Below are 19,589 nucleotides of genomic sequence, written 5' to 3' on the forward strand. Positions count from 1 at the left end.
ACCCGTTCAGCATCGGCCTGCGCCGCTGACGTCAGAGGGCGATGTCGCTCTCTTCATGTTCATCCAGCCAGCCCTGACGCAGTTCCGGCACGGCGCGCTTCAGGCGCTCGTAGTAAATTTCCGTTGATGGCTTGTCGTAGTCAGCCCGCGCCACCTGGGTGACCATACGGCCGTTTTTCATCACCACAATTTCGTCACACACCGAGCGCACCGCGTGCAGATCGTGGCTGATAAACAGCACCGTCAACCCCAGCTCGCGGCGCAGCTCGGTAATCAGATCGAGTACCGCCGCCGCCACTACCGTATCCAGCGCCGAGGTGACCTCATCGCAGAGGATCAGGTCCGGCTCGGCGGCCAGCGCCCGCGCCAGGTTGACGCGCTGCTTCTGCCCGCCGGAAAGCGACCAGGGCTTGCGCCACAGTACGCTGCGCGGTAACCGCACCAGATCCAGCAGTTCGAACAGGCGTTTTTCCAGCGCGGGCCCGCGCAGGCCGTGGAACAGCTTCAGGGGCCGCTTAAGGATGGCCTCAATGCTGTGCGCCGGATTCAGTGCGGTATCGGCCATCTGGAACACGTACTGAATGCGCCGCAGCTCGTTTTCGGGGCGGCGATGCATATCCCCGTCAATGTAGTGGCCGTTAAACAGAATGTGGCCGCCGCAGGGCCTGTTCATGCCGGCGATAGCGTGCGCCAGGGTGGTTTTGCCGGAGCCGGACTCACCGATAATACCGATCGACTGGCCGCGATACAGGCTGAAGTTGATATCCTGCAAAATTTTCACTTTCGGCTGACCGTCCGCGTCGCGCGGGCCATAACCGGCCGCCAGGTCGCGCACCTGCAGCAGCGGTTGTTCCTCATTCTGCTGTGCCTGCCACGGGCTGGGGCGCGGCTGTTGCCGTGCCGCGTCCAGCAGCTGATGGCTGTACTCCGCCTGCGGGGCGTTCAGCAGCTGGCTGGTGGTGCCGTACTCGGCAATCTGCCCCTTCAGCAGCACCAGAATTTTATCGGCCATCTGCGCCACCACCGCCAGATCGTGACTGACGTAGATGGCGGTGGTGCCGCGCTGACGCACCACGCGGCGGAAGGCCTTCAGCACCTCCACCTGGGTGGTGACGTCCAGCGCGGTGGTCGGTTCATCGAGGATCACCACTTCCGGATCGCCAATCAGCGCCATGGCGGTCATCAGGCGCTGCAGCTGGCCGCCGGAAACCTGGTGCGGATAGCGATCGCCGATGGTGTCCGGGTTTGGCAGCGCCAGTTCGCGGAACAGCTCCACCGCCTTTTTCTCGGCCTCCGTGCGCTTCATCACGCCGTGGATCACCACCGGCTCGACCACCTGGTCCATGATTTTCATCGCCGGGTTGAAGGAGGCGGCGGCGCTCTGGGCAATATAGGCCACTTTGTTGCCGCGGAACTGGCACAGCTCAGCGCGTGACAGCGAGGTGACGTCGGTGCCGGCCACGTGAATGGTACCCCCGGCAATATGGCAGCCGTGGCGGGCATAGCCCATCAGCGCCAGCGCGATGGTGGTTTTACCGGAGCCGGACTCGCCGATCAGCGCCAGCACCTCGCCCTTCTGCACGGTGAAGTGAATATCCGAGACCAGGGTAATCTCCCGGCCGTCGTCGGCATGAGCGGTGACCCGCAGGTTGTCAACGGCGACCGTCGGTGTTGCGGTGTGCGGCATAATATTCATGCGGTCCCCTTAGCCAGCGTTGCCATCGGGCGCATCGCCTGCAGGCTGTCGATAAACAGGTTGGCACCGATGGTCAGGCTGGCAATCGCCACCGCTGGCATCAGCACCGCCGGTGAGCCGTCAAACAGGCCCTGTAGATTTTCACGCACCAGCGTGCCCCAGTCGGCGTATGGCGGCTGTACGCCGAGGCCGAGGAAGCTCAGGCCGCTGAGCAGCAGCACGATATAGACAAAGCGCAGGCCGAAGTCGGTGAGCATCGGGTGCAGCATATTCGGCAGAATATCGTGGATCGCCACGTAGAGGCGGCTCTCGCCGCGCAGCCGTGACGCCTGCACGTAGTCCATTGACCGCAGGCTGGAGGCCATGGCGTAGGCGATACGATAGGCACCCGGCCAGTAGGTAAACACGGCGGTGATAATCAGCATCGGCAGCGAGGAGCCAAACACCGCGACGATCATCAGCGCCAGAATTTTCCCCGGCAGTACCAGCATCGCGTCGTTAATCCGCCCCAGCACCTCTTCCAGCCAGCGGCCGGCCACCGCCGCCAGCAGCGCCAGCAGCGTACCGACCAGGCTTGCCAGGATCGCCGCGGTCAGCGCCAGGCCAATCGAGTAGCGCGCACCGTAGAGGATGCGGCTGAAAATATCGCGGCCGAGGTAGTCGGTGCCGAACCAGAACTCGCGGCTGAACGAGCCGAACATCGGGCCGGCACCGATGTCCTCCAGATTGTGCGGCGCCAGCGCGGTGCCAAACACCGCCATCAGGATCCAGAACAGGGTGATCAGCAGGCCGCAACGGCCGCTGACGTTGAGAGATTGAAAGAAGCGCCACGGTAGCGTCAGTGTATTCATCAGCCCCTCCACTTAGGATTAAATGCAATGGTCAGCACGTCCGCCGCCAGTAACAGGGTCAGGTAGCAGGCGGCGAAGAACATCACGCACATCTGCACCACCGGCAGATCGCGGTTGCTCACCGCATCCACCAGCTGGCTGGCCACGCCCGGATAGCTGAAGATACTTTCGATAATGATCACCCCGCCAAACAGGTATGAGAGGCTGAGTGAGATGGCGTTGGCAATCGGCCCGACCGCGTTCGGCAGCGCGTGGCGCAGCATCGCGCGCAGCGGACTGACGCCTTTAAGCAGGGTCATTTCCAGATACGGGCTGTCCATCTGGTTGACGATAGCGGCGCGCGTCATGCGCGCCATCTGGGCAATAATCACGCAGCACAGGGTCATCACCGGCAGCGCAAAGGTGCGCAGGAAGCCGAGGAAGTCCTGATGGGTGGAGCCGAGCGACATCGCCGGCACCCACTGCAGCTTAACGGCGAAGATCAGCACCGCCACGGTGGCAATCAGGAATTCCGGCACCGCCACCACCGCCATGGTGCTGACCACCAGCGCGCGGTCGAGGAAGGAGCCGCGCTTCATGGCGGCGGTGATGCCGATGGCCAGCGCCAGCGGTACCGACACCAGGGTGGTGGTAACGGCCAGCTGGAAGGTGGCCGGAATGCGCTGGGAGACCAGCTGCGACACCGGCACGTTGCTGGCGAAGGAGGTACCAAAATCGCCCTGAACCATACCGGCCAGCCAGCTGACGTAACGTACGAGCAGCGGCTGATCCAGTCCCAGCTGCTGGCGCAGTGCCGCCACCGTTTCCGGGGTGGCTGACTGGCCAAGGATCATCTGCGCCGCATCGCCCGGCAGCAGGCTGGTGATAAAGAACACCAGCGCCGAGACGATGAAGAGCGTAAGTAAACCCGACCCTATACGCCGGAGTATCAGTTTGAGTATGTACCTGTTCATCGCCGTTCTCCTGCTTATGCAGCCAACCAGGCAAACTCGTGGAAACGATAGCCCATCATCATGCCAGACGGCCAGGCTTCCACCCCTTTCACTTTCTTACTACAGCCGTCCATCGAGCTGATGAAGGCCGGGATCAGCGTGCCGCAGTTGTCGTAGACCAGCTTCTGCATATCGCCGTACATCTGCTTGCGTTTGCCCTGGTCGCTTTCGCCACGGGCGGCGGCCACCAGCTGATCGAACTGCTCGTTTTTCCAGCCGGACTCGTTCCACGGCGCGGTGGAGAGATAGAACTGGGAGAACAGCATATCCAGCGTCGGGCGCGGGTTGACCGAGCCGTAGCCGATCGGATCTTTCATCCAGTGTGCTGACCAGTAACCGTCGTACGGCACGCGGCGCACCGCGACGTTGAGGCCGGCCGACCGGGCGATCTGCTGTACCAGCTGGCCGCCTTCCACCGCACCTTCAATGTTTGGCGTGGTGATGATTTCGATTTTCGCCCCGGCCATATTGGCCTTCTTGATGTGGAATTTGGCTTTGTCGAGATCCAGCGGGCGCTGCGGCAGATCCTTGTTGAACATCGGGTGCCACGGCGGAACCGGGGTATCGTTACCGATATCACCAAAGCCCTGCAGCACGGTTTTAACGATCAGCTCACGCGGCTGCAGGTACTTCATCGCCAGCACGAAATCGGCGTTATTGCCCGGCGCACGGTCGGTACGGATAATCAGGTCGCTGTACATGCCGGACTTGCTCTCCAGCACGTTGAACTGGCCGTTCTTACGCAGGCGGTTGACGTCACCGGCGGAGAGCGTGGAGACCATCTGCAGGTCGCCGGACATCAGCGCGTTGACGCGGGCGGCCGGGTCGGTCACGCCCATCAGCTCCACTTCGTCGAGGCGCGGCAGGCCCGGCTTCCAGTAGTTTTTGTTTTTGGTGCCGACGGTGCGCACGCCCGGCTGGAACTCTTTCAGCACAAACGGACCGGTGCCGATCGCCTTGCTGAAGTCTTTGGTGCCGTCCGGTACGATCAGGAAGGCGCTGGTGGCGAGCAGCGACGGCAGGTCGAAGTTCGGCTGGGTCAGCGTCAGGGTCAGCTCGCCGTCACTTACCGCCTTGATATCGGCAATCTGGCTGGCCAGGGTAATGGCGGTGGAGGCCACGGCCGGATCTTTATGGCGGTTCAGCGAGTAGATCACGTCGGCGGCGGTCAGCGCCTTGCCGTTGTGGAAGGTGACGCCGGAACGCAGCTTCACCTGCCAGGTCTTACCGTCGCTGCTCTCAATCGATTCGGCCAGCGCGGGCTGCGCCTTCAGCTCTTTATCCAGCTCGGTCAGGCCGCTGTAGAACATAAACTGGCGGCAGTAGTCGCCGCTGTTGCTGCCGCGCGCCGGGTCCAGCGTGTCGGTGGCAGAGGCGTTGGCCACCGCCGCGCGCAGCTTGCCGCCCATTACCGGGGTTTCAGCGGCGAAGCTGAACTCCGGGAAGCCGATCAGGCCGGTGCTCATCACCGCGCCGGCCGACAGCAGTTTCATCATCCCGCGGCGGGTAATGGCCACGTCCGTGATGGCCTGGGTTATGGTCGGGTTAGCCTGGCTAAATTCTTTACGAAATTTACTCATCTGTGCACCCTCAAGTCGTTGTGTTTTTGTACCCTGGCAAATTCAGGCTGCGGCCAACGCCGCAGCACGAAGCATGACGGGTTGTTATGAAAAGCGATCCTTCGCCTTGTAGTACAGTCCGGCCACCGGCAGGAACCAGGGTTTCCCGAAGTAACCGGGAACCGCCGGCCAGCTGCTGCGCTGCCACGGATTATCGTTCGCTTTTTCGGTCAGCAAATCGGCCATCACCCGGCCCATCCACACCGACATCTGGGTGCCGTGCCCGCTGTAGCCCAGCGAGTAGAACACGCCATCCTGCTCGCCGGCGTGCGGCAGGCGGTCGGCGGTCATATCCACCAGCCCGCCCCAGCAGTAGTCGATGCTGACGTTGCCGAGATTGGGGAACATCTTCTGCATACCGGCCTTCAGCACGTCGCCGCTTTTAGCATCCGAGGTCGGGCTGCTGATGGCGAAGCGTGCGCGGCCGCCGAACACCAGACGCCGGTCGGCGGTGGTGCGCATGTAGTTGCCGAGGTTCAGCGAGGTGACGTAGGTGCGGTCGCCGGGCAGCATACGCTGCAGCACCCGCTCTTCCAGCGGCTCGGTGACCACCACAAAGCTGCCCACCGGAATAATGCGGCGCTGGAACCACTCAAACGGGCCGACGTTGGAGCAGCCGGTGGCCATCAGCACCTTCTCGGCGGTAATGGTGCCGCGGGCGGTGATCACCTGGTGACGGTGGCCGTTCAGCCGCGTCAGGCCGGTAACCGCCGTCTGTGGATAGATTTTCGCCCCGACGCGGGCGGCGGCGTTGGCGAGGCCGACGCCGAACTTGCCCATATGCATCTGGCCGCCGTGACGTTGTAACAAACCGCCGTGGAAGTCCGGTGAGTCGATCTCCCGCGCCACCTCTTCCCGGCTCAGCACTTCCACGTCCGGGTCAACATGGCGCTTCATCATTTCGCAGGCGGCGACCAGCGACGGCAGGTGGGAGGCCTTGCTGGCCAGCTTCAGCTTGCCGCAGCGGCGGAAGTCGCAGTCGATCTGCTCGCTGGCGACCAACCCCTGCACGTAGTCCACCGCGCCGGCGAACGCCCGGTAGTAGCGGGTAGCCTGCTCAACGCCCTGGCTTTCGACCAGCGCCGAGAAGTTCTGCGCCACGCCGGTGTTGCAGTGGCCGCCGTTGCGGCCGGAGGCCTGGCTCATCACCTCGCCCGCTTCCAGCACCACCACGCTGACGCCGCTGCGCGCCAGGCTCAGCGCCGCCGAGATCCCGGTAAAGCCGCCGCCGATCACCACCACGTCGGCGCTGGCCGGTAAATCGCCGCCTGCCGCACCGGTGAACGCCGGTGCCGTTGCCTGCCAGAATGATTCGAGTTTCATCGCCTGCTCCTCTGCGCCTTACAGGCCAACCACGCCCGGAAGACCGCCAATATCGCGGATTTCGGTGTACTCATAGGCCGGGTTAGCCGGGCCGTGACCGCGGTTTACAAATACCTTGTTTTTGATGCCGAGGTCATAGGCGGTCATCAGGTCATAGCGCAGGCTGCTGGAGACGTGCAGGATCTCTTCCGGGCCGCAGTTCAGCTTGTTGAGCATGTACTCAAAGCCCTTCATCTGCGGCTTGTAAGCCCCGACCTCTTCGGCGGTGATGGTCATATGGATCGGTGCGCCAAGACGCGGGATATGGTGCTGGATCAGCTCGTCGGTGGAGTTGGTCAGCAGCACCAACGGGATCTCTTTGGCCACGATGCTCAGTCCGGCCGGCACGTCCGGGTGCGGGCCCCAGGTTTTGCAGGCTTCCATCACCGCCGCGCAGTCGGCTTCGGTGCACTCCACGCCCCACTTGTTACAGGTGCGGTACAGCGCACCGGCCACCACCAGCGGGTAGAGTTTGAAGGCACCGAGCACTTCATCCATACGGTAGTTAGAGAAATCGTCGGTAAACGCCCTCATCTGCTCCGGCGCGACGCGATCGGCAAAGATGGTGGCGGCGGCGCCGGCCATATCAAAGTTAATCAGCGTGCCGTAACAGTCGAAGGTGATGAATTTCGGTTTAAACACAGCCATTGTGTTACCTCTGGAGAGTTCGTTACAGGGAGAAAATCAGAAATCGATCAGCACGCTCTTATAGCGCTGGCAGGCTTCAAACGCCTGACGACCGAGGTCTTTGCCAATACCGGAGCCGTTAAAGCCGCCAGTGGGGATGATGAAATCGCCGGAACGACCGTAACGGTTGATCCATACCGTGCCCGCCGCGATGCCGCGCATCGCCCGCAGCGCGCGATCAATATTTTTGGTGTGCACCCCGGCGCACAGGCCGTAAGTGGGGTGTGAGGCCAGCGCCAGCCCTTCGGCTTCATCGTCGAAGATCTGCACGGTCAGCACCGGGCCAAAGATCTCCTCCTGCACCGCCGGATTATCCTGCTCCAGACCCGCCAGCAGCGTCGGCTGCCAGAAGTAGCCTTCGCCGGTGTCGGCAAAGCGGCCGCCGCCGACCAGCACTTCCGCCCCCTGCGCCCGGGCGCTGGCGATCACCGACTCGACCTTGCAGGCCTGGCGGCTGTCGATCATCGGCGCATAGCGGCTGCTTTCGTCCCAGGTGACGCCGGGGCGGAAGCTCTGGCACAGGGTGATCAGCTTCGCGATCAGCGCATCGGCAATGCCGCGCTGGACGATCAGCCGGGTGCCGGCCACGCAGGCCTGGCCGCCGTTGGCGGTGAAGCCGCGCAGGATGCGCCCGGCCACTTCATCCAGATCGCCGGCGTCGTCAAATACCAGCTGCGGGCTTTTACCGCCCAGCTCCAGCGTTACCGGCTTCATGCCGTTAAACGCCGCGTCGCTCATAATGCGTGCGCCGGTGGCGGTGGAGCCGGTAAAGGAGACCTTGCGTACCAGCGGATGGGCCACCAGCGCGCTGCCGGTGACCGCCCCGCCGCCCTGCACGATGTTCAGCACCCCGGCAGGCAGCCCGGCCTGCAGCGCCAGTTCGGCCAGCCGCACGGTGGAGAACGGCGTCAGTTCGGAAGGTTTCAGCACCACGGCATTACCTGCCGCCAGCGCCGGGCCACATTTCCACGAGGCCATCGACAGCGGGAAGTTCCACGGGGTGATGGCCCCGATCACGCCGTACGGCTCCGGCACCAGCATGCCGAGGCTGGCGTCGCGGGTTGGCAGCACGTCGCCGCTGAATTTGTCGGCGCATTCGGCGTAGAAGCGGATCGCTTCGGCGGTGAACGGGATTTCGTGGTTGACCACGTCGTGGATCGGCCGGGTGGAGCCCAGCGATTCCAGCTGCGCCAGCTGCGGGTCGGCGACGATCAGGTCGGCCCAGCGCCGCAGTACCGCGCCGCGCTGGCGCGGCGGGCAGCTGGCCCAGCCGCTTTCACGCACCGCGCGATCCGCCACGCTGACCGCTTCATCAACCAGCTCGCGGCTGGCTTCAGTCATCTCTCCCGCCAGCAGACCATCGGAAGGCCGGTTAACCGCCAGCCGATCGCCGCTGCCGGCAACGTGCTGACCGTTGATATAATGCCCTGCGGGTAAGGCGATGTTTTCCGGTTTAAAACTCAGCATTTCGGCTTCCTCTGGCTCTGCTAATAAACAACCCGCTTGCCTGGGTTATTCGTAATTGTTTTAAGTAATGCAGAAAGTATGCCAGCCGTGGAAAAAATAATAATGCGTAGAAAGCAGCCCAAAAAAATTTTGTGCCGTAATGGCAGGCCTTTTTTGACAGATAAACCGACTGCTTAAATAGATGATTTACATCACAAAATAAACGCACCAGCATGGTGAAACTGGTACTAAACCTGCACCAGCGTGGCGCACCACAATAATGGAAAAATAGTTAAGTTGCGGGTTTTTCAGGCAAAAAAAAGCCTGCCCGTTTCGGGAGCAGGCTTTTTTTTGAAGATTAAAACGTTATTTACAGGCTGCCAAAGTGGAAGGCTTTTGATTCCAGGTATTCGTCAATGCCGTAATGCGAGCCTTCGCGACCGATGCCGGAGAGTTTTATGCCGCCAAACGGCGACTCGACCAGCGATACCGATCCGGTGTTGAAGCCGACCATGCCAAACTCCAGCGCTTCGCCGACCCGCCAGGCGCGGCGGATGTCCTCGGTAAAGAAGTAGGAGCCGAGGCCAAACGGCGTGTCGTTGGCAATGTCGATGGCCTGCTCTTCGGTATCAAAGATAAACAGCGGTGCCACCGGGCCGAAGGTCTCTTCATGGGCGATGCGCATCGCCGGGGTGACGTCGGTCAGCACCGTTGGCGTGACAAAGGTGCCGGGGCCGCTGCTGGTGCCGCCGGTCAGCACCCGTGCGCCGTGTTTTACCGCGTCTTCAATGTGCGCGTTAACCTTCTCCACCGCCGCCGGGTTGATCAGCGGGCCGATGGTGCTGCCCGCGCTGAAGCCGTCGCCGACCTTGAGTTTCGCCACTTCTTCCAGCAGGCGTTCGGCAAAGCGTGGATAGATGCCGCGCTGCACGAGGATGCGGTTGGCGCAGACGCAGGTCTGGCCGGCGTTACGGAATTTGCTCATCATCACGCCGGGGATGGCGATGTCGAGGTCGGCGTCGTCAAAGACGATCAGCGGGGCGTTGCCGCCGAGTTCGAGGCTGAGGCGTTTGATGCTGTCGGCGCTCTGCTGCATCAGCAGCTGGCCGACGCGGGTGGAGCCGGTGAAGGAGATTTTGCGCACGGTGCGGCTGGCGGTAAGGGTTTCGCCAATCTCTTTCGGCAGGCCGGTGACCACCTGCAGTACCCCGGCCGGGATGCCGGCGCGCTGTGCCAGTTCGACCAGCGCCAGCGCCGAGAGCGGCGTGAGTTCAGAAGGTTTGACGATAATCGGGCAGCCGGCGGCCAGCGCCGGGGCCACTTTGCGGGTGATCATCGCAATCGGGAAGTTCCACGGGGTGATGGCTGCCGCGACGCCGACCGGCTGTTTGAGGACGAGGATGCGGCGGTCGCCGGACGGTGCCGGGATGGTGTCGCCGTAGATGCGGCGCGCTTCTTCGGCGAACCATTTGACGAATCCGGCACCGTAGGTCACTTCACCTTTCGCTTCCGCCAGCGGTTTGCCCTGTTCGGCGGTCATGATCGCCGCGAGGTCGTCGCCGTTGTCGAGGATCAGCTGGTACCATTTTTCCAGCAGCTGAGCGCGTTCGGCGTTAGGGGTTTTGGCCCAGCTTTTACGCGCGGCGTCGGCAAAGGCGATGGCCTGTTCGGTTTCCGCGGCGCCGAGCGCCGGGATGGTGGCCAGCACCTCATTGGTTGACGGGTTGATGACCGGCAGGGTTTCACCGTTGATAGCATTTTGCCAGCGGCCGGCGAAGTAGGCCTGCTGGCGCAGCAGGGTTGGGTCCTGTAAGCGGGTTAACGGCATGAGTTTCTCCTTGAGGGTGAGCTGCGGGTTAGCGCGCAGCAAAGGCACGATTTCGGCGGCAATAAGCGCGATGCCACCACTGTAGCGGAGTGGCGGCGGCGGATGCTGCGCTATCGGTGTGGGGGATACGCTGGCGGCAGGGTTTTGTGACGGGAAACGAAATTTTATGCCGTGGGGGCTTTAGTGGCCGATCGCTTTACGTTCTGAGGCCTGATTTATCAGGGTGTGGCTTTGGGGCTGGGTCGCTTCAGGTTTCGGTGCCCGGCTAATCGGGGCGTGGCTTCGGGGCCGCTGGTCGCTTCAGGTTTCGGTGCCTGGCTAATCGGGGCGTGGCTTTGCGGCCGCTGGTCGCTTTAGGTTCCGGTGCCCGGCTAATCAGGGTGTGGCTTTGGGGCCGCTGGTCGCTTCAGGTTTCGGTGCCCGGCTAATCGGGGTTTATCCGGATCGCGGACACGCCAGTAACGTCCCTGGGCTCTGCCGGGCAAGTCCCTGTGCCCGAAGGTCCGCTAACCCGGATAAACCCCGATTGCCTGCTATTTTCTGCGTCGCTGTTTTAAAACCAAAAAAAAATCAAATCAAACTAAATCAGACAGCTTCCACGACTTAGTCTTCAGTATCCTGCCGAAAACGATGCCCTTTACAGCAACGCAGTAGCTGACAGGGAGGCCGCGGGCGAAAAGGTTAGCCGGGCGTGCGGCGCAGGGAGCGCCGTTCGCCCGGGGCCGAACCCGTCACCAGAGCGAAAAGCTACGCCCTTAAACAGCAACGCAACAGCCAACAGGGAGGCCGCGGGCGAAAAGGTTTGCGAGGCATAAGCCGCAGGGATGCGGCCTGGCCCGTCGATGACTTAAATCTGATAATCGATCACCGGTTCTTCTTCTTCCAGCGACAGCGCCTGGCGCTTAATCTCTTCCAGCGACAGATTGGCGTTGCACAGCTCAAGGAACTGCCAGACGTAGTTGCGCTGCAGCTGGCCACGCTTCAGCCCCAGCCACACCGTGTTCGGCTCAAACAGATGGCGCGCCTCCAGCCGGGTCAGCGGTGAGTGTTCGTCCAGCTGGCAGGCCTGGTCGGCCAGAACCCCTACTCCCAGTCCCAGCTCGACGTAGGTTTTCACCACGTCGGAATCCTGCGCGCTCAGCACAAAATCCGGCTTCAGGCTGGCGGCATGAAACGCCCGGTCCACTTTGGAGCGCCCGGTAATGCCCTGGCGATAGGTGATCAGCGGATAGCGGCTCAGCGTAGCCAGGCTCACAGGCTGGTGCTGCTCCAGCTCATGTCCTTTCGGCACCAGCAGCGCATGGTGCCAGCTGAACCACGGGAAGGCGGCCAGCGCCGGATTATTGACCACCTGCTCGCTGGCGATGCCGATATCGGCCTCACCGGCCACCAGCATGGAGACGATCTCCTGCGGTGAACCCTGGTTCAGCTCCAGCCGCACATTGGGGTAAAGCGCACGGAACGCCTTAATCACCTTCGGCAGGCTGTAACGCGCCTGGGTGTGGGTGGTGGCGATGGTCAGCACACCGCTCGACTCGTTGGTGAAGACGTCGGCCAGGCGGCGCACTTTGCCGGCCTCATCAAGAATGCGTTCGGCAATGGTTAATAACGCCTTACCCGGTTCGGTCATGCCCAGCAGGCGTTTGCCGCGACGGATAAAGATCTCCACGCCCAGCTCATCTTCTAAATCGCGAATATGGCGGCTGACCCCGGACTGGGAGGTAAACAGCGCGTTTGCCACTTCGGTGAGATTGAACTCGCAGCGTGCTGCTTCTTTAATGATTTTAAGTTGCTGAAAATTCACGCGCGTTGCTCCCTCTGTTATCTGTTGGTTTACCTCATGTTAAGGATGCACATTGATAGCAACAAATAATAAAAAGAGGTTTTATATGCCTTTTGGTGATAAGAGGGGGAAGTGAGGCGCGCGGTGGCGCGCCCGGCACGGCGGATTAACCTACCAGCATCAGCTCGCGCTCTTCCGCTAACGGCTGGTTTATCAGTGACAGCAAAATGGTTTTTACCGCCTGGGCGGATGGCGACAGCGGCTGACGCGCAGAGACGTTGAGCGACAACGGCAGATTCAGCGACGGGCTGCCGATACGGGCCATCCACGCGTTGGTGCTGCTGACCAGCGAACGGGCCGCGGATTCCGGCAGCACGGTAACGCCCATTCCGCTGGAAACCGCGGCGGTCAGGGTGGCGATCGATTCGATTTCACCGATGATGCGTGCGCTGAGGCGGCGCAGCGAGAAGGCTTCATCAACGCGTTTACGTACCGCACTGTAGTCGCGCGGCAGGAACAGGTTCATCTGCGCCACGTCGGCAAGATCGACGTTGCTGCCAGGGCATGCGTCGGTGCCAACCAGGTACAGCTCCTCTTTCATCAGCGGCACGCTGGTGATCCCCGCAGTTGGGGTGCGATCGTAGAGCACCGCCATATCCAGCTGGCCATTCATCAGTTTCTCATTCAGCGATGCGCCGCTGTTTTCGTGCAGATAGACCAGTACTTCCGGGAACTGTTCACGCACGGTCTGCAGCAGCGGCATGGTCAGCGAGGAGGCGGCGGTGCCTGGCGCAAGGCCAATGGCGACCTGGCCGCTGAGCACCTGACCTGCGTTGATGACCGCCATCTGAGCCTGTTCGCACTGGCGCAGGATGGTACGGGCATGGGAGTAGAGAATTTTACCGGCTTCAGTTGGCGTAACGCCGCGTTTGGTACGGATCAACAGTTGCTGGTCCAGCTCGTTTTCCAGCGTCGCCACCTGCTGGCTGAGCGCGGGTTGAGCAATATGCAGCACTTCCGCTGCCTGGGTCAGGCTGCCGATATCGACGATTTTCACAAAATATTTCAGTCGTCTTAAGTTCATGTTGCCTCCGTCCGGTGTGCCGGTTGCCAGTTGCGCTGGCGGTTATAAGTTTTCACTCTGACCGGGGAGGTATTGCAAGGGGTGTGCCAGGAATTACCTGGCTGACATAAGAATAGGATTAAGTACTTATCCTTATGATATATTTAACGTTAATTTATTAAAGTAAATAAGCCTTAATTTCCGGTCATAACTTTTTCATCGGCAATACCCGTGATATTGCACACCGGTGGTGCATCATTTGCCTTCGTGCTGTGCAGTAACATTCAGTGGGCAGGGTCGCTTCAGGTTCCGGTGCCTCGCCTGTCAGGGCGTGGCTTTGGGGACGCTGGTCGCTCCGGGTTCCGGTGCCTGGCATGTCAGGGTGTGGCTTTGGGGCCGCTGGGCGCTTCAGGTTTTGGTGCCTGGCATGTCAGGGAGTGGCTTTTGGGCCGGGTCGCTTCAGGTTTTGGTGCCCGGCTAATCGGGGTTTATCCGGAACGCGGACACGCCAGTAACGTCCCTGGGCTCTGCCGGGCACCTCCCTGTGCCCGAAGGTCCGCTTATCCGGATAAACCCCGATTGCCTGTTATTTTCTGCGTCGCTGTTTTAAAACCAGACAAAAAAATCAAATAAACCTAATCAGACCAAATCAGACCAAGTCAGACAGATTCCACTACTTAATCTTCGGTATCCTGCCGAACCCGAACCCGAACCCGAACCCGAATACGAATCCGAACCCGACACCGAAAGCCACGCCTTAAGACAGCAACGCAACAGCCAACAGGGAGGACGCGGGCGAAAAGGTTAGCCGGGCGTGCGGCGCAGGGAGCGCCGCCCGAGCTTACATGGACGTACTTGCAGCGTCCCGGCAGCCAACAGGGAGGACGCGGGCGAAAAGGTTAGCCGGGCGTGCGGCGCAGGGAGCGCCGCCCGAGCTTACATGGACGTACTTGCAGCGTCCCGGCGTTCTTTTCGCCCACGGCCGAACCCGCCACCATAACAGAAAGCTGCGCCTTTAAGACAGCAACGCAACAGCCGAATCCACCACCAGAACAGAAAGCCACGCCTTTAAGACAGCAACACAACAGCCGAACCAAAGCTACGCCTTTAAGACAGCAACGCAACAGCCCACCCCGCCATCAGAGCAAAAAGCCACGCCCTTGAAAGCAAAACAGGGTGCTGCACATACGCGCAGCACCCTGTTGTTGTTCTTTTAAGACTTAACGTTTCTTACGGTTACGGTACATATCGATGGATACCGCCGCCACGATAATCATCCCTTTGATAATGTCCTGCACGTAGGCATCCACACCGACAAAGGTAAAGCCACTCTTGATAAGGCCGAGGATCACCGCGCCAATCAGCGTACCGGTAATGCGCCCCACTCCACCCATCAGGCTGCTGCCGCCGATCACCGCTGCGGCAATCGCATCCAGCTCGTAAGAGAGGCCCATGCTTGACTGACCGCTGCTGACGCGTGCCGCCAGTACCACCCCTGCCAGGCCAGAGAGTGCGCCGGCAATGGTGTAAACGATGATCAGATATTTGTTTACGTTGATGCCGGAGACTTTCGCCGACACCATATTGCCGCCGATAGCGTAAACGTATTTGCCATAGCGGGTGTGCTTTAGGGCGATATGGAACAGCACCGCCACCACCAGGAAGATAATCACCGGCATCGCACCCTGACCAATGGCGGTGAAGCCGTCTGACAGGAAGCTGATAGGGTTACCCTGGGTGTAATACTGTGCCAGACCGCGGGCAGATACCATCATGCCGAGGGTGGCGATAAACGGTGGAATACCGGTTTTAGTAATCAACACACCGTTGAGAATACCGCAGATTAAGCCGACGGCGATCCCTGCGCCTATCGGCAGGACCGCAGGCATATTCACCAGCGACGGGAACATCGGCGACAGGCTGTCAGAGGTTTGCGCCAGCGAGGCCGCGACCACGGCGGACAGGGCGATAACCGACCCCGACGAGAGGTCAATACCGGTGGTAATAATGACCTGCGTAACCCCTACCGCGATAATACCGATAATGGCAACCTGCAGAACGATCAACACCAGACGGTTCGGGTTTAGCAGGAATGACTGATCGCGAACATACCAACCGAAGGCTTCAAAGATCAGCGCAATGCCGACCATTACAACGAAAATACCGGTATCTTTAGGCATTCTGCCTTTCAGACTGCTGAAGAAAGAAGGCGTTTCAGCGTGCTGTTGCGTTGTCATTTTCATATCACTCATATGTGTTTACCTTTCGCCCTTACTCGGACGCCAGCGACAAAATAGTTTCCTGGTCAGCATCTTCTTTATTGAGGATGCCGGTAATACGTCCGCCGTGCATAACCATCACCCGGTCGCTCATGCCGAGAATTTCCGGCAGCTCTGAGGAGACCATAATGATTGCCACGCCACGGTTCGCCAGTTCGCTAATCAGGCGGTAGATCTCCGCCTTAGCACCGACGTCGATACCACGGGTAGGTTCGTCAAGGATAAGAATTTTCGGTTGTGCCAGCAGCCAGCGCGCAATCAGCACCTTCTGCTGGTTACCGCCGCTCAGGTTATTAATAATCTGGTCCATGGTCGGCGTCTTAATATTCAGGCGCTTAATCTGTTCCAGACAGTCTTTGGCCATCTGTGAGTGACTGACAAAGCCCGCGTTAGCGCTGTAGTTGGTCATCTTCACGATACTCATGTTCTCCAGTACCGACAGCACCAGGAACAGGCCGGACTTCTTACGGTCTTCGGTCAGGAACGCCAGCCCTTTGTCGATCGCCGTGGCCGGCGAGTCGATGCGGGTTGGCACGCCGTCGATGAGGATCTCACCGCCGTCGATTTCGGTCATACCAAACAGGCTTTCCATCACTTCACTGCGGCCGGCACCCACCAGCCCGGCTACGCCGAGGATCTCGCCGCGGCGCACGTTGAAGTTGATGTCGTGGAACACGCCCTGACGGGACAGATTACGCACCGTCAGAACGTCTTCACCAATGTTGGTATCAAATTTCGGAAACAGCTGAGTCAGCTCGCGACCCACCATCTGAGTGATCAGCGACTGACGCGTGTAGAACGACGTCTCGTTGCTGGCCACCCAGGTGCCGTCACGGAATACGCTGACCTCGTCGGTAATGGTAAAGATCTCATCCATCTTGTGGCTGATATAGATGATTGCTTTACCCTGCTCACGCAGATCGCGAATGATGGTGAACAGATGCGCCACTTCGGTTTCCGTCAGCGCCGAGGTCGGTTCATCCATAATCACGATATCTGAATTCCAGGAGACCGCTTTGGCGATCTCCACCATCTGCTGGGAGGCGATACTGAGATCGCCAACCATTTGTTCAGGGCGCAGACGGATATTCAGCTTAACCAGCAGATCTTTGGTTAAACGGTTGAGCTTACCGTGGTCAACGAAGCCGAGTTTCATCGGTTCGCGACCGAGCCAGATGTTTTCGGCGACCGTCATATGCGGTACCAAATTAAGCTCCTGGTGGATCATTGAGATTCCCGAACGCAGTGCATCCAGCGTATCGGCAAACTGCACAGGCTCCCCTTTAATGCGGATTTGCCCCTCATCGGGACGGTAAATCCCGATCAGGCACTTCATTAAAGTGGACTTTCCTGCGCCATTCTCACCCATCAGGGCATGCACCGTTCCCGGCTTAACGCGCAGTGACACGTTATTTAATGCTTTAACACCCGGGAAAAACTTACTGATGCCTTCGGCTTCTAGCGCATATGCGGACATTTAACACCTCCGTACAACTGTTTCGGCTACGGTTATTTAAGGTTCTTATCGGTGAACTGCGTGTAGTTATCTTTAGTGATCAGCTGATATGGGATCAGCACGTTTTTCTCAACTTTCTCGCCTTTAATCAGTTTCACAGCGGTCTGTACAGAGCCGGCACCCTGGCCTTTAGCATCCTGGAATACGGTGGCGACCATCTTGCCGTTCTTAATCATCTGCAGCGCGTCCGGAGTACCATCCACGCCGGCAATCAGGATATTGGTCGGGTTTTTGCCCAGCGCCTGCAGCGCACCAATCGCCATTTCATCGTTGTTAGAGGCAATCGCCTGGATATCGTCACCTGCCGTCAGCCAGTTACTGACCACGTCTACCGCGTCGTTACGGGTAAATTTCGCGGTCTGCTCCTGGGTGACTTTCAGGCCAGGGTACTTAGCCACTACCGCCTTCACGCCTTTAGTACGGTCACGGGTGGCTTCGTTCGCCAGGTCACCGAGCAGGATTGCGACGTTACCTTTATAGTTAAGACGCTTCGCCAGTGCTTCCATCTGCAGGCGGCCGGCCAGTTCAGAGTCGGAACCTACATAGGCCATTTTGTCGGTCATGGCGGTGGCCGGTTTACGGTTGACGAAGATCAGCGGGATACCGGCTTTGGTGGTCAGGTCAACGATCGGCTTGACGGCGTTAGTATCAACCGGGTTAACGATCACTGCATCGACGCCCTGGCCGATAAAGTTTTGTACCTGTTGCAGCTGCTGTGCCACGTCGCCCTTCGCATCTTCGATTTGACCTTTAACGCCTTCGGTCTTCATTTCGTTAGTGATGGAGTTGCGGACGATAGTCAAAAAGTTGTCGTCAAACAGTGCCATAGAGACGCCAAGCTGCACCTCTTTTGCATAGCTGGAGACCGGTAACATACACACTAACAGTGACGCTAAAATTGTCTTTTTCACGTTCATGGCGGAGCCCTTTTATCGTTAGCATGCGCAGGCTGGCTGATACGACGAATGAAAAATATCTTTTACATTCACTCAACATCACCGACGACTTAATTAAAATGTAGGGGGTTATTATCTCGGGTCTATCTTTTTTTCCGATCGCCTGAGCGTCAGAATTTTTGTATTTTTTACAACAAGTTGAAAACCTGCCACTGCCAGACTTTCTCCCTTACTGTTCCACGTTGCCGCAAAACAGTTCTTTTGTTTCATAATAACGTCATTTGAAACTTTCGCTATGAAACCACCGAAACGCATGTTTTAAAATCAGCAAATAACAAAAATTTGACACAGCTCTAACATCGCTCAGCTAATCGCTGGAAAGTGGGATCTGGCGCAAGAGATTGAAGATTGCCCGCTAACGTTAAAAAAGCGACAGGTTGCTGTTTTTGGCAGCAAACGCATCGGGAATGTGGAAATGGGCTTTGACAACGGCAGGCCATGCCGTTAACATGCGCCCCGTTCACACGATTCCTCTGTAGTTCAGTCGGTAGAACGGCGGACTGTTAATCCGTATGTCACTGGTTCGAGTCCAGTCAGAGGAGCCAAATTTTCGCCACAGCAAGAAGCAGTTGCGGATTTTACCCTTCCAGCGCTGACGTCTTTGCAACGAGCATGGGTTCTGTAGACGTCATGTAACCTGGGGGTCAGGCTGGTTTGGAAAGAGGCGCACCAGGTTACCGTCGTTACTGGCAGCTAGGCGGCGGAATTGCTGCCGGCTAACTCAATGCCTGTGGGGCATCCAGGCAATTTGTAGATGGCAGAAATAATCTGCATCGTTGCGTCTTCCGGTGTTTCTTCATTACGGCACATAAACCAGCCGCGATCGGCAATTTCTCGCTCGAACGCGCGGGTACTGGCGATATGCTCTTCCAGCTTATGCATTACGGTACTGCTTAGCCCGCGCGATCGGGCCGCCGCCCTCGCCCATGAAATAGCCGGCGCGGTAACTACACCGACATGCAGGTCTGGCGTTTGCACGTCTCGCTCAAGGTTAAGCTGTAAAATCTCGGCAAAAGGCACCATCCGGCGAAACGCGGCTTCCGACGGATACCAGCGGTCCATCAGGATAATGCTACCCGGCGGCTGTCTGGTCAGCACGTGCCGGGAAATCCACGCGCGGCTATCGGCAAAGCGCTGGCACACCTCCCGTTCCAAATCCAGGCAGGGATTTCTGACGAGCCGGTTAACAAGGGCCATGGTTTCCCCTCGCCAGGGATCGCTTTTTTTCTCACACAGTCGGACTACCTTCCGGTTGTCCGCCCTGAGTACTTTAGTGATGGCCTCCAGGAGCGTGGTTTTGCCGACCCCCTTGGGCCCATCCAGAGAAATAAACAGCGGACGACTCATGGTTGAAACGACAACTGACAAAGGATTTTTGTACAGTCTGAATCTGGCAACAGCATCTTACTTCCCTGGTGTGAATAGCGCCTCCGCTCCTGGCTCGTCGGAGCCGCCTGGCACGTCAGCGTAAACCGAAGGGAGGGGTGTTATCAACAAAGACGGATGAACGT

14 protein-coding genes and 1 tRNA gene are annotated in these 19,589 nt (G+C 59.3%); 1 reads left to right on the plus strand and 14 read right to left on the minus strand.

What is annotated here, in order from left to right; all coding sequences use genetic code 11:
- Positions 1–31: 31 nt before the first annotated feature.
- From ASF13_RS04105 to ASF13_RS04165, 13 genes are all read right to left on the minus strand, one after another.
- Positions 32–1,696, minus strand: a complete 1,665-nt coding sequence (locus tag ASF13_RS04105) for an ABC transporter ATP-binding protein (RefSeq protein ID WP_056232888.1) — start codon at positions 1,694–1,696, stop codon at positions 32–34.
- Positions 1,693–2,547 (minus strand): ABC transporter permease, encoded by an 855-nt coding sequence (locus ASF13_RS04110; protein WP_056232890.1) that lies wholly within the window; start codon positions 2,545–2,547, stop codon positions 1,693–1,695. Before ASF13_RS04110 ends, ASF13_RS04105 begins: the two co-directional genes overlap by 4 nt.
- Positions 2,547–3,500 (minus strand): ABC transporter permease, encoded by a 954-nt coding sequence (locus ASF13_RS04115; RefSeq protein WP_056232892.1) that lies wholly within the window; start codon positions 3,498–3,500, stop codon positions 2,547–2,549. Before ASF13_RS04115 ends, ASF13_RS04110 begins: the two co-directional genes overlap by 1 nt.
- Before the next feature lie 14 nt (positions 3,501–3,514).
- Entirely contained in the window at positions 3,515–5,119 is a 1,605-nt protein-coding gene (locus ASF13_RS04120; protein ID WP_056232894.1) for an ABC transporter substrate-binding protein, read from the minus strand.
- 84 nt (positions 5,120–5,203) lie between these two features.
- Positions 5,204–6,481 (minus strand): FAD-binding oxidoreductase, encoded by a 1,278-nt coding sequence (locus ASF13_RS04125; protein WP_056232896.1) that lies wholly within the window; start codon positions 6,479–6,481, stop codon positions 5,204–5,206.
- Between the two features lie 18 nt (positions 6,482–6,499).
- Entirely contained in the window at positions 6,500–7,168 is a 669-nt protein-coding gene (locus ASF13_RS04130; protein WP_056232898.1) for a haloacid dehalogenase type II, read from the minus strand.
- A gap of 36 nt (positions 7,169–7,204) precedes the next feature.
- A complete protein-coding gene (locus tag ASF13_RS04135; RefSeq protein ID WP_056232900.1) occupies positions 7,205–8,674 on the minus strand; it encodes an aldehyde dehydrogenase in 1,470 nt (489 codons plus the stop codon).
- A 349-nt stretch (positions 8,675–9,023) separates the two neighbouring features.
- Positions 9,024–10,481, minus strand: coding sequence for an NAD-dependent succinate-semialdehyde dehydrogenase (locus ASF13_RS04140; RefSeq protein ID WP_056232902.1), 1,458 nt, complete (start codon positions 10,479–10,481; stop codon positions 9,024–9,026).
- 847 nt (positions 10,482–11,328) lie between these two features.
- Positions 11,329–12,285: an HTH-type transcriptional regulator Cbl gene (gene cbl / locus ASF13_RS04145; RefSeq protein ID WP_056232904.1), complete on the minus strand. Its 957-nt coding sequence runs from the start codon at positions 12,283–12,285 to the stop codon at positions 11,329–11,331.
- 145 nt (positions 12,286–12,430) lie between these two features.
- A complete protein-coding gene (nac, locus tag ASF13_RS04150) occupies positions 12,431–13,348 on the minus strand; it encodes a nitrogen assimilation transcriptional regulator NAC (RefSeq protein WP_056232906.1) in 918 nt (305 codons plus the stop codon).
- A gap of 1,199 nt (positions 13,349–14,547) precedes the next feature.
- On the minus strand, positions 14,548–15,570 hold the full coding sequence (locus tag ASF13_RS04155; RefSeq protein WP_162237182.1) for an ABC transporter permease: 1,023 nt from the start codon (positions 15,568–15,570) through the stop codon (positions 14,548–14,550).
- 28 nt (positions 15,571–15,598) lie between these two features.
- Positions 15,599–17,083 carry a sugar ABC transporter ATP-binding protein gene (locus tag ASF13_RS04160; protein ID WP_056232909.1) on the minus strand — a complete coding sequence of 495 codons (1,485 nt, stop codon included), beginning with the start codon at positions 17,081–17,083 and terminating at the stop codon, positions 15,599–15,601.
- 32 nt (positions 17,084–17,115) lie between these two features.
- Positions 17,116–18,039 carry a sugar ABC transporter substrate-binding protein gene (locus tag ASF13_RS04165; protein ID WP_056232911.1) on the minus strand — a complete coding sequence of 308 codons (924 nt, stop codon included), beginning with the start codon at positions 18,037–18,039 and terminating at the stop codon, positions 17,116–17,118.
- 508 nt (positions 18,040–18,547) lie between these two features.
- Between ASF13_RS04165 and ASF13_RS04170 the strand changes: the two genes are divergently transcribed.
- Positions 18,548–18,623, plus strand: a tRNA-Asn gene (locus ASF13_RS04170).
- A 148-nt stretch (positions 18,624–18,771) separates the two neighbouring features.
- Here the strand turns inward: ASF13_RS04170 and ASF13_RS04175 are convergent.
- The gene (locus tag ASF13_RS04175; protein WP_056232913.1) at positions 18,772–19,425 is read right to left on the minus strand and encodes a dTMP kinase; all 654 of its coding nucleotides are present in this window, start codon (positions 19,423–19,425) and stop codon (positions 18,772–18,774) included.
- Between the last annotated feature and the right edge of the window lie 164 nt (positions 19,426–19,589).

It is taken from the genome of Erwinia sp. Leaf53 (assembly GCF_001422605.1).
Taxonomy (GTDB): domain Bacteria; phylum Pseudomonadota; class Gammaproteobacteria; order Enterobacterales; family Enterobacteriaceae; genus Erwinia.

Coding starts and splice junctions, on each gene's coding strand:
- ASF13_RS04115 (WP_056232892.1), bottom strand. CDS start 3,500: ATGAACAGGTACATACTCAAACTGATACTCCGGCGTATAGGGTCGGGT.
- nac (WP_056232906.1), bottom strand. CDS start 13,348: ATGAACTTAAGACGACTGAAATATTTTGTGAAAATCGTCGATATCGGC.
- ASF13_RS04160 (WP_056232909.1), bottom strand. CDS start 17,083: ATGTCCGCATATGCGCTAGAAGCCGAAGGCATCAGTAAGTTTTTCCCG.
- ASF13_RS04110 (WP_056232890.1), bottom strand. CDS start 2,547: ATGAATACACTGACGCTACCGTGGCGCTTCTTTCAATCTCTCAACGTC.
- ASF13_RS04105 (WP_056232888.1), bottom strand. CDS start 1,696: ATGAATATTATGCCGCACACCGCAACACCGACGGTCGCCGTTGACAAC.
- ASF13_RS04135 (WP_056232900.1), bottom strand. CDS start 8,674: ATGCTGAGTTTTAAACCGGAAAACATCGCCTTACCCGCAGGGCATTAT.
- ASF13_RS04165 (WP_056232911.1), bottom strand. CDS start 18,039: ATGAACGTGAAAAAGACAATTTTAGCGTCACTGTTAGTGTGTATGTTA.
- ASF13_RS04175 (WP_056232913.1), bottom strand. CDS start 19,425: ATGAGTCGTCCGCTGTTTATTTCTCTGGATGGGCCCAAGGGGGTCGGC.
- ASF13_RS04125 (WP_056232896.1), bottom strand. CDS start 6,481: ATGAAACTCGAATCATTCTGGCAGGCAACGGCACCGGCGTTCACCGGT.
- ASF13_RS04140 (WP_056232902.1), bottom strand. CDS start 10,481: ATGCCGTTAACCCGCTTACAGGACCCAACCCTGCTGCGCCAGCAGGCC.
- ASF13_RS04155 (WP_162237182.1), bottom strand. CDS start 15,570: ATGAAAATGACAACGCAACAGCACGCTGAAACGCCTTCTTTCTTCAGC.
- ASF13_RS04120 (WP_056232894.1), bottom strand. CDS start 5,119: ATGAGTAAATTTCGTAAAGAATTTAGCCAGGCTAACCCGACCATAACC.
- ASF13_RS04130 (WP_056232898.1), bottom strand. CDS start 7,168: ATGGCTGTGTTTAAACCGAAATTCATCACCTTCGACTGTTACGGCACG.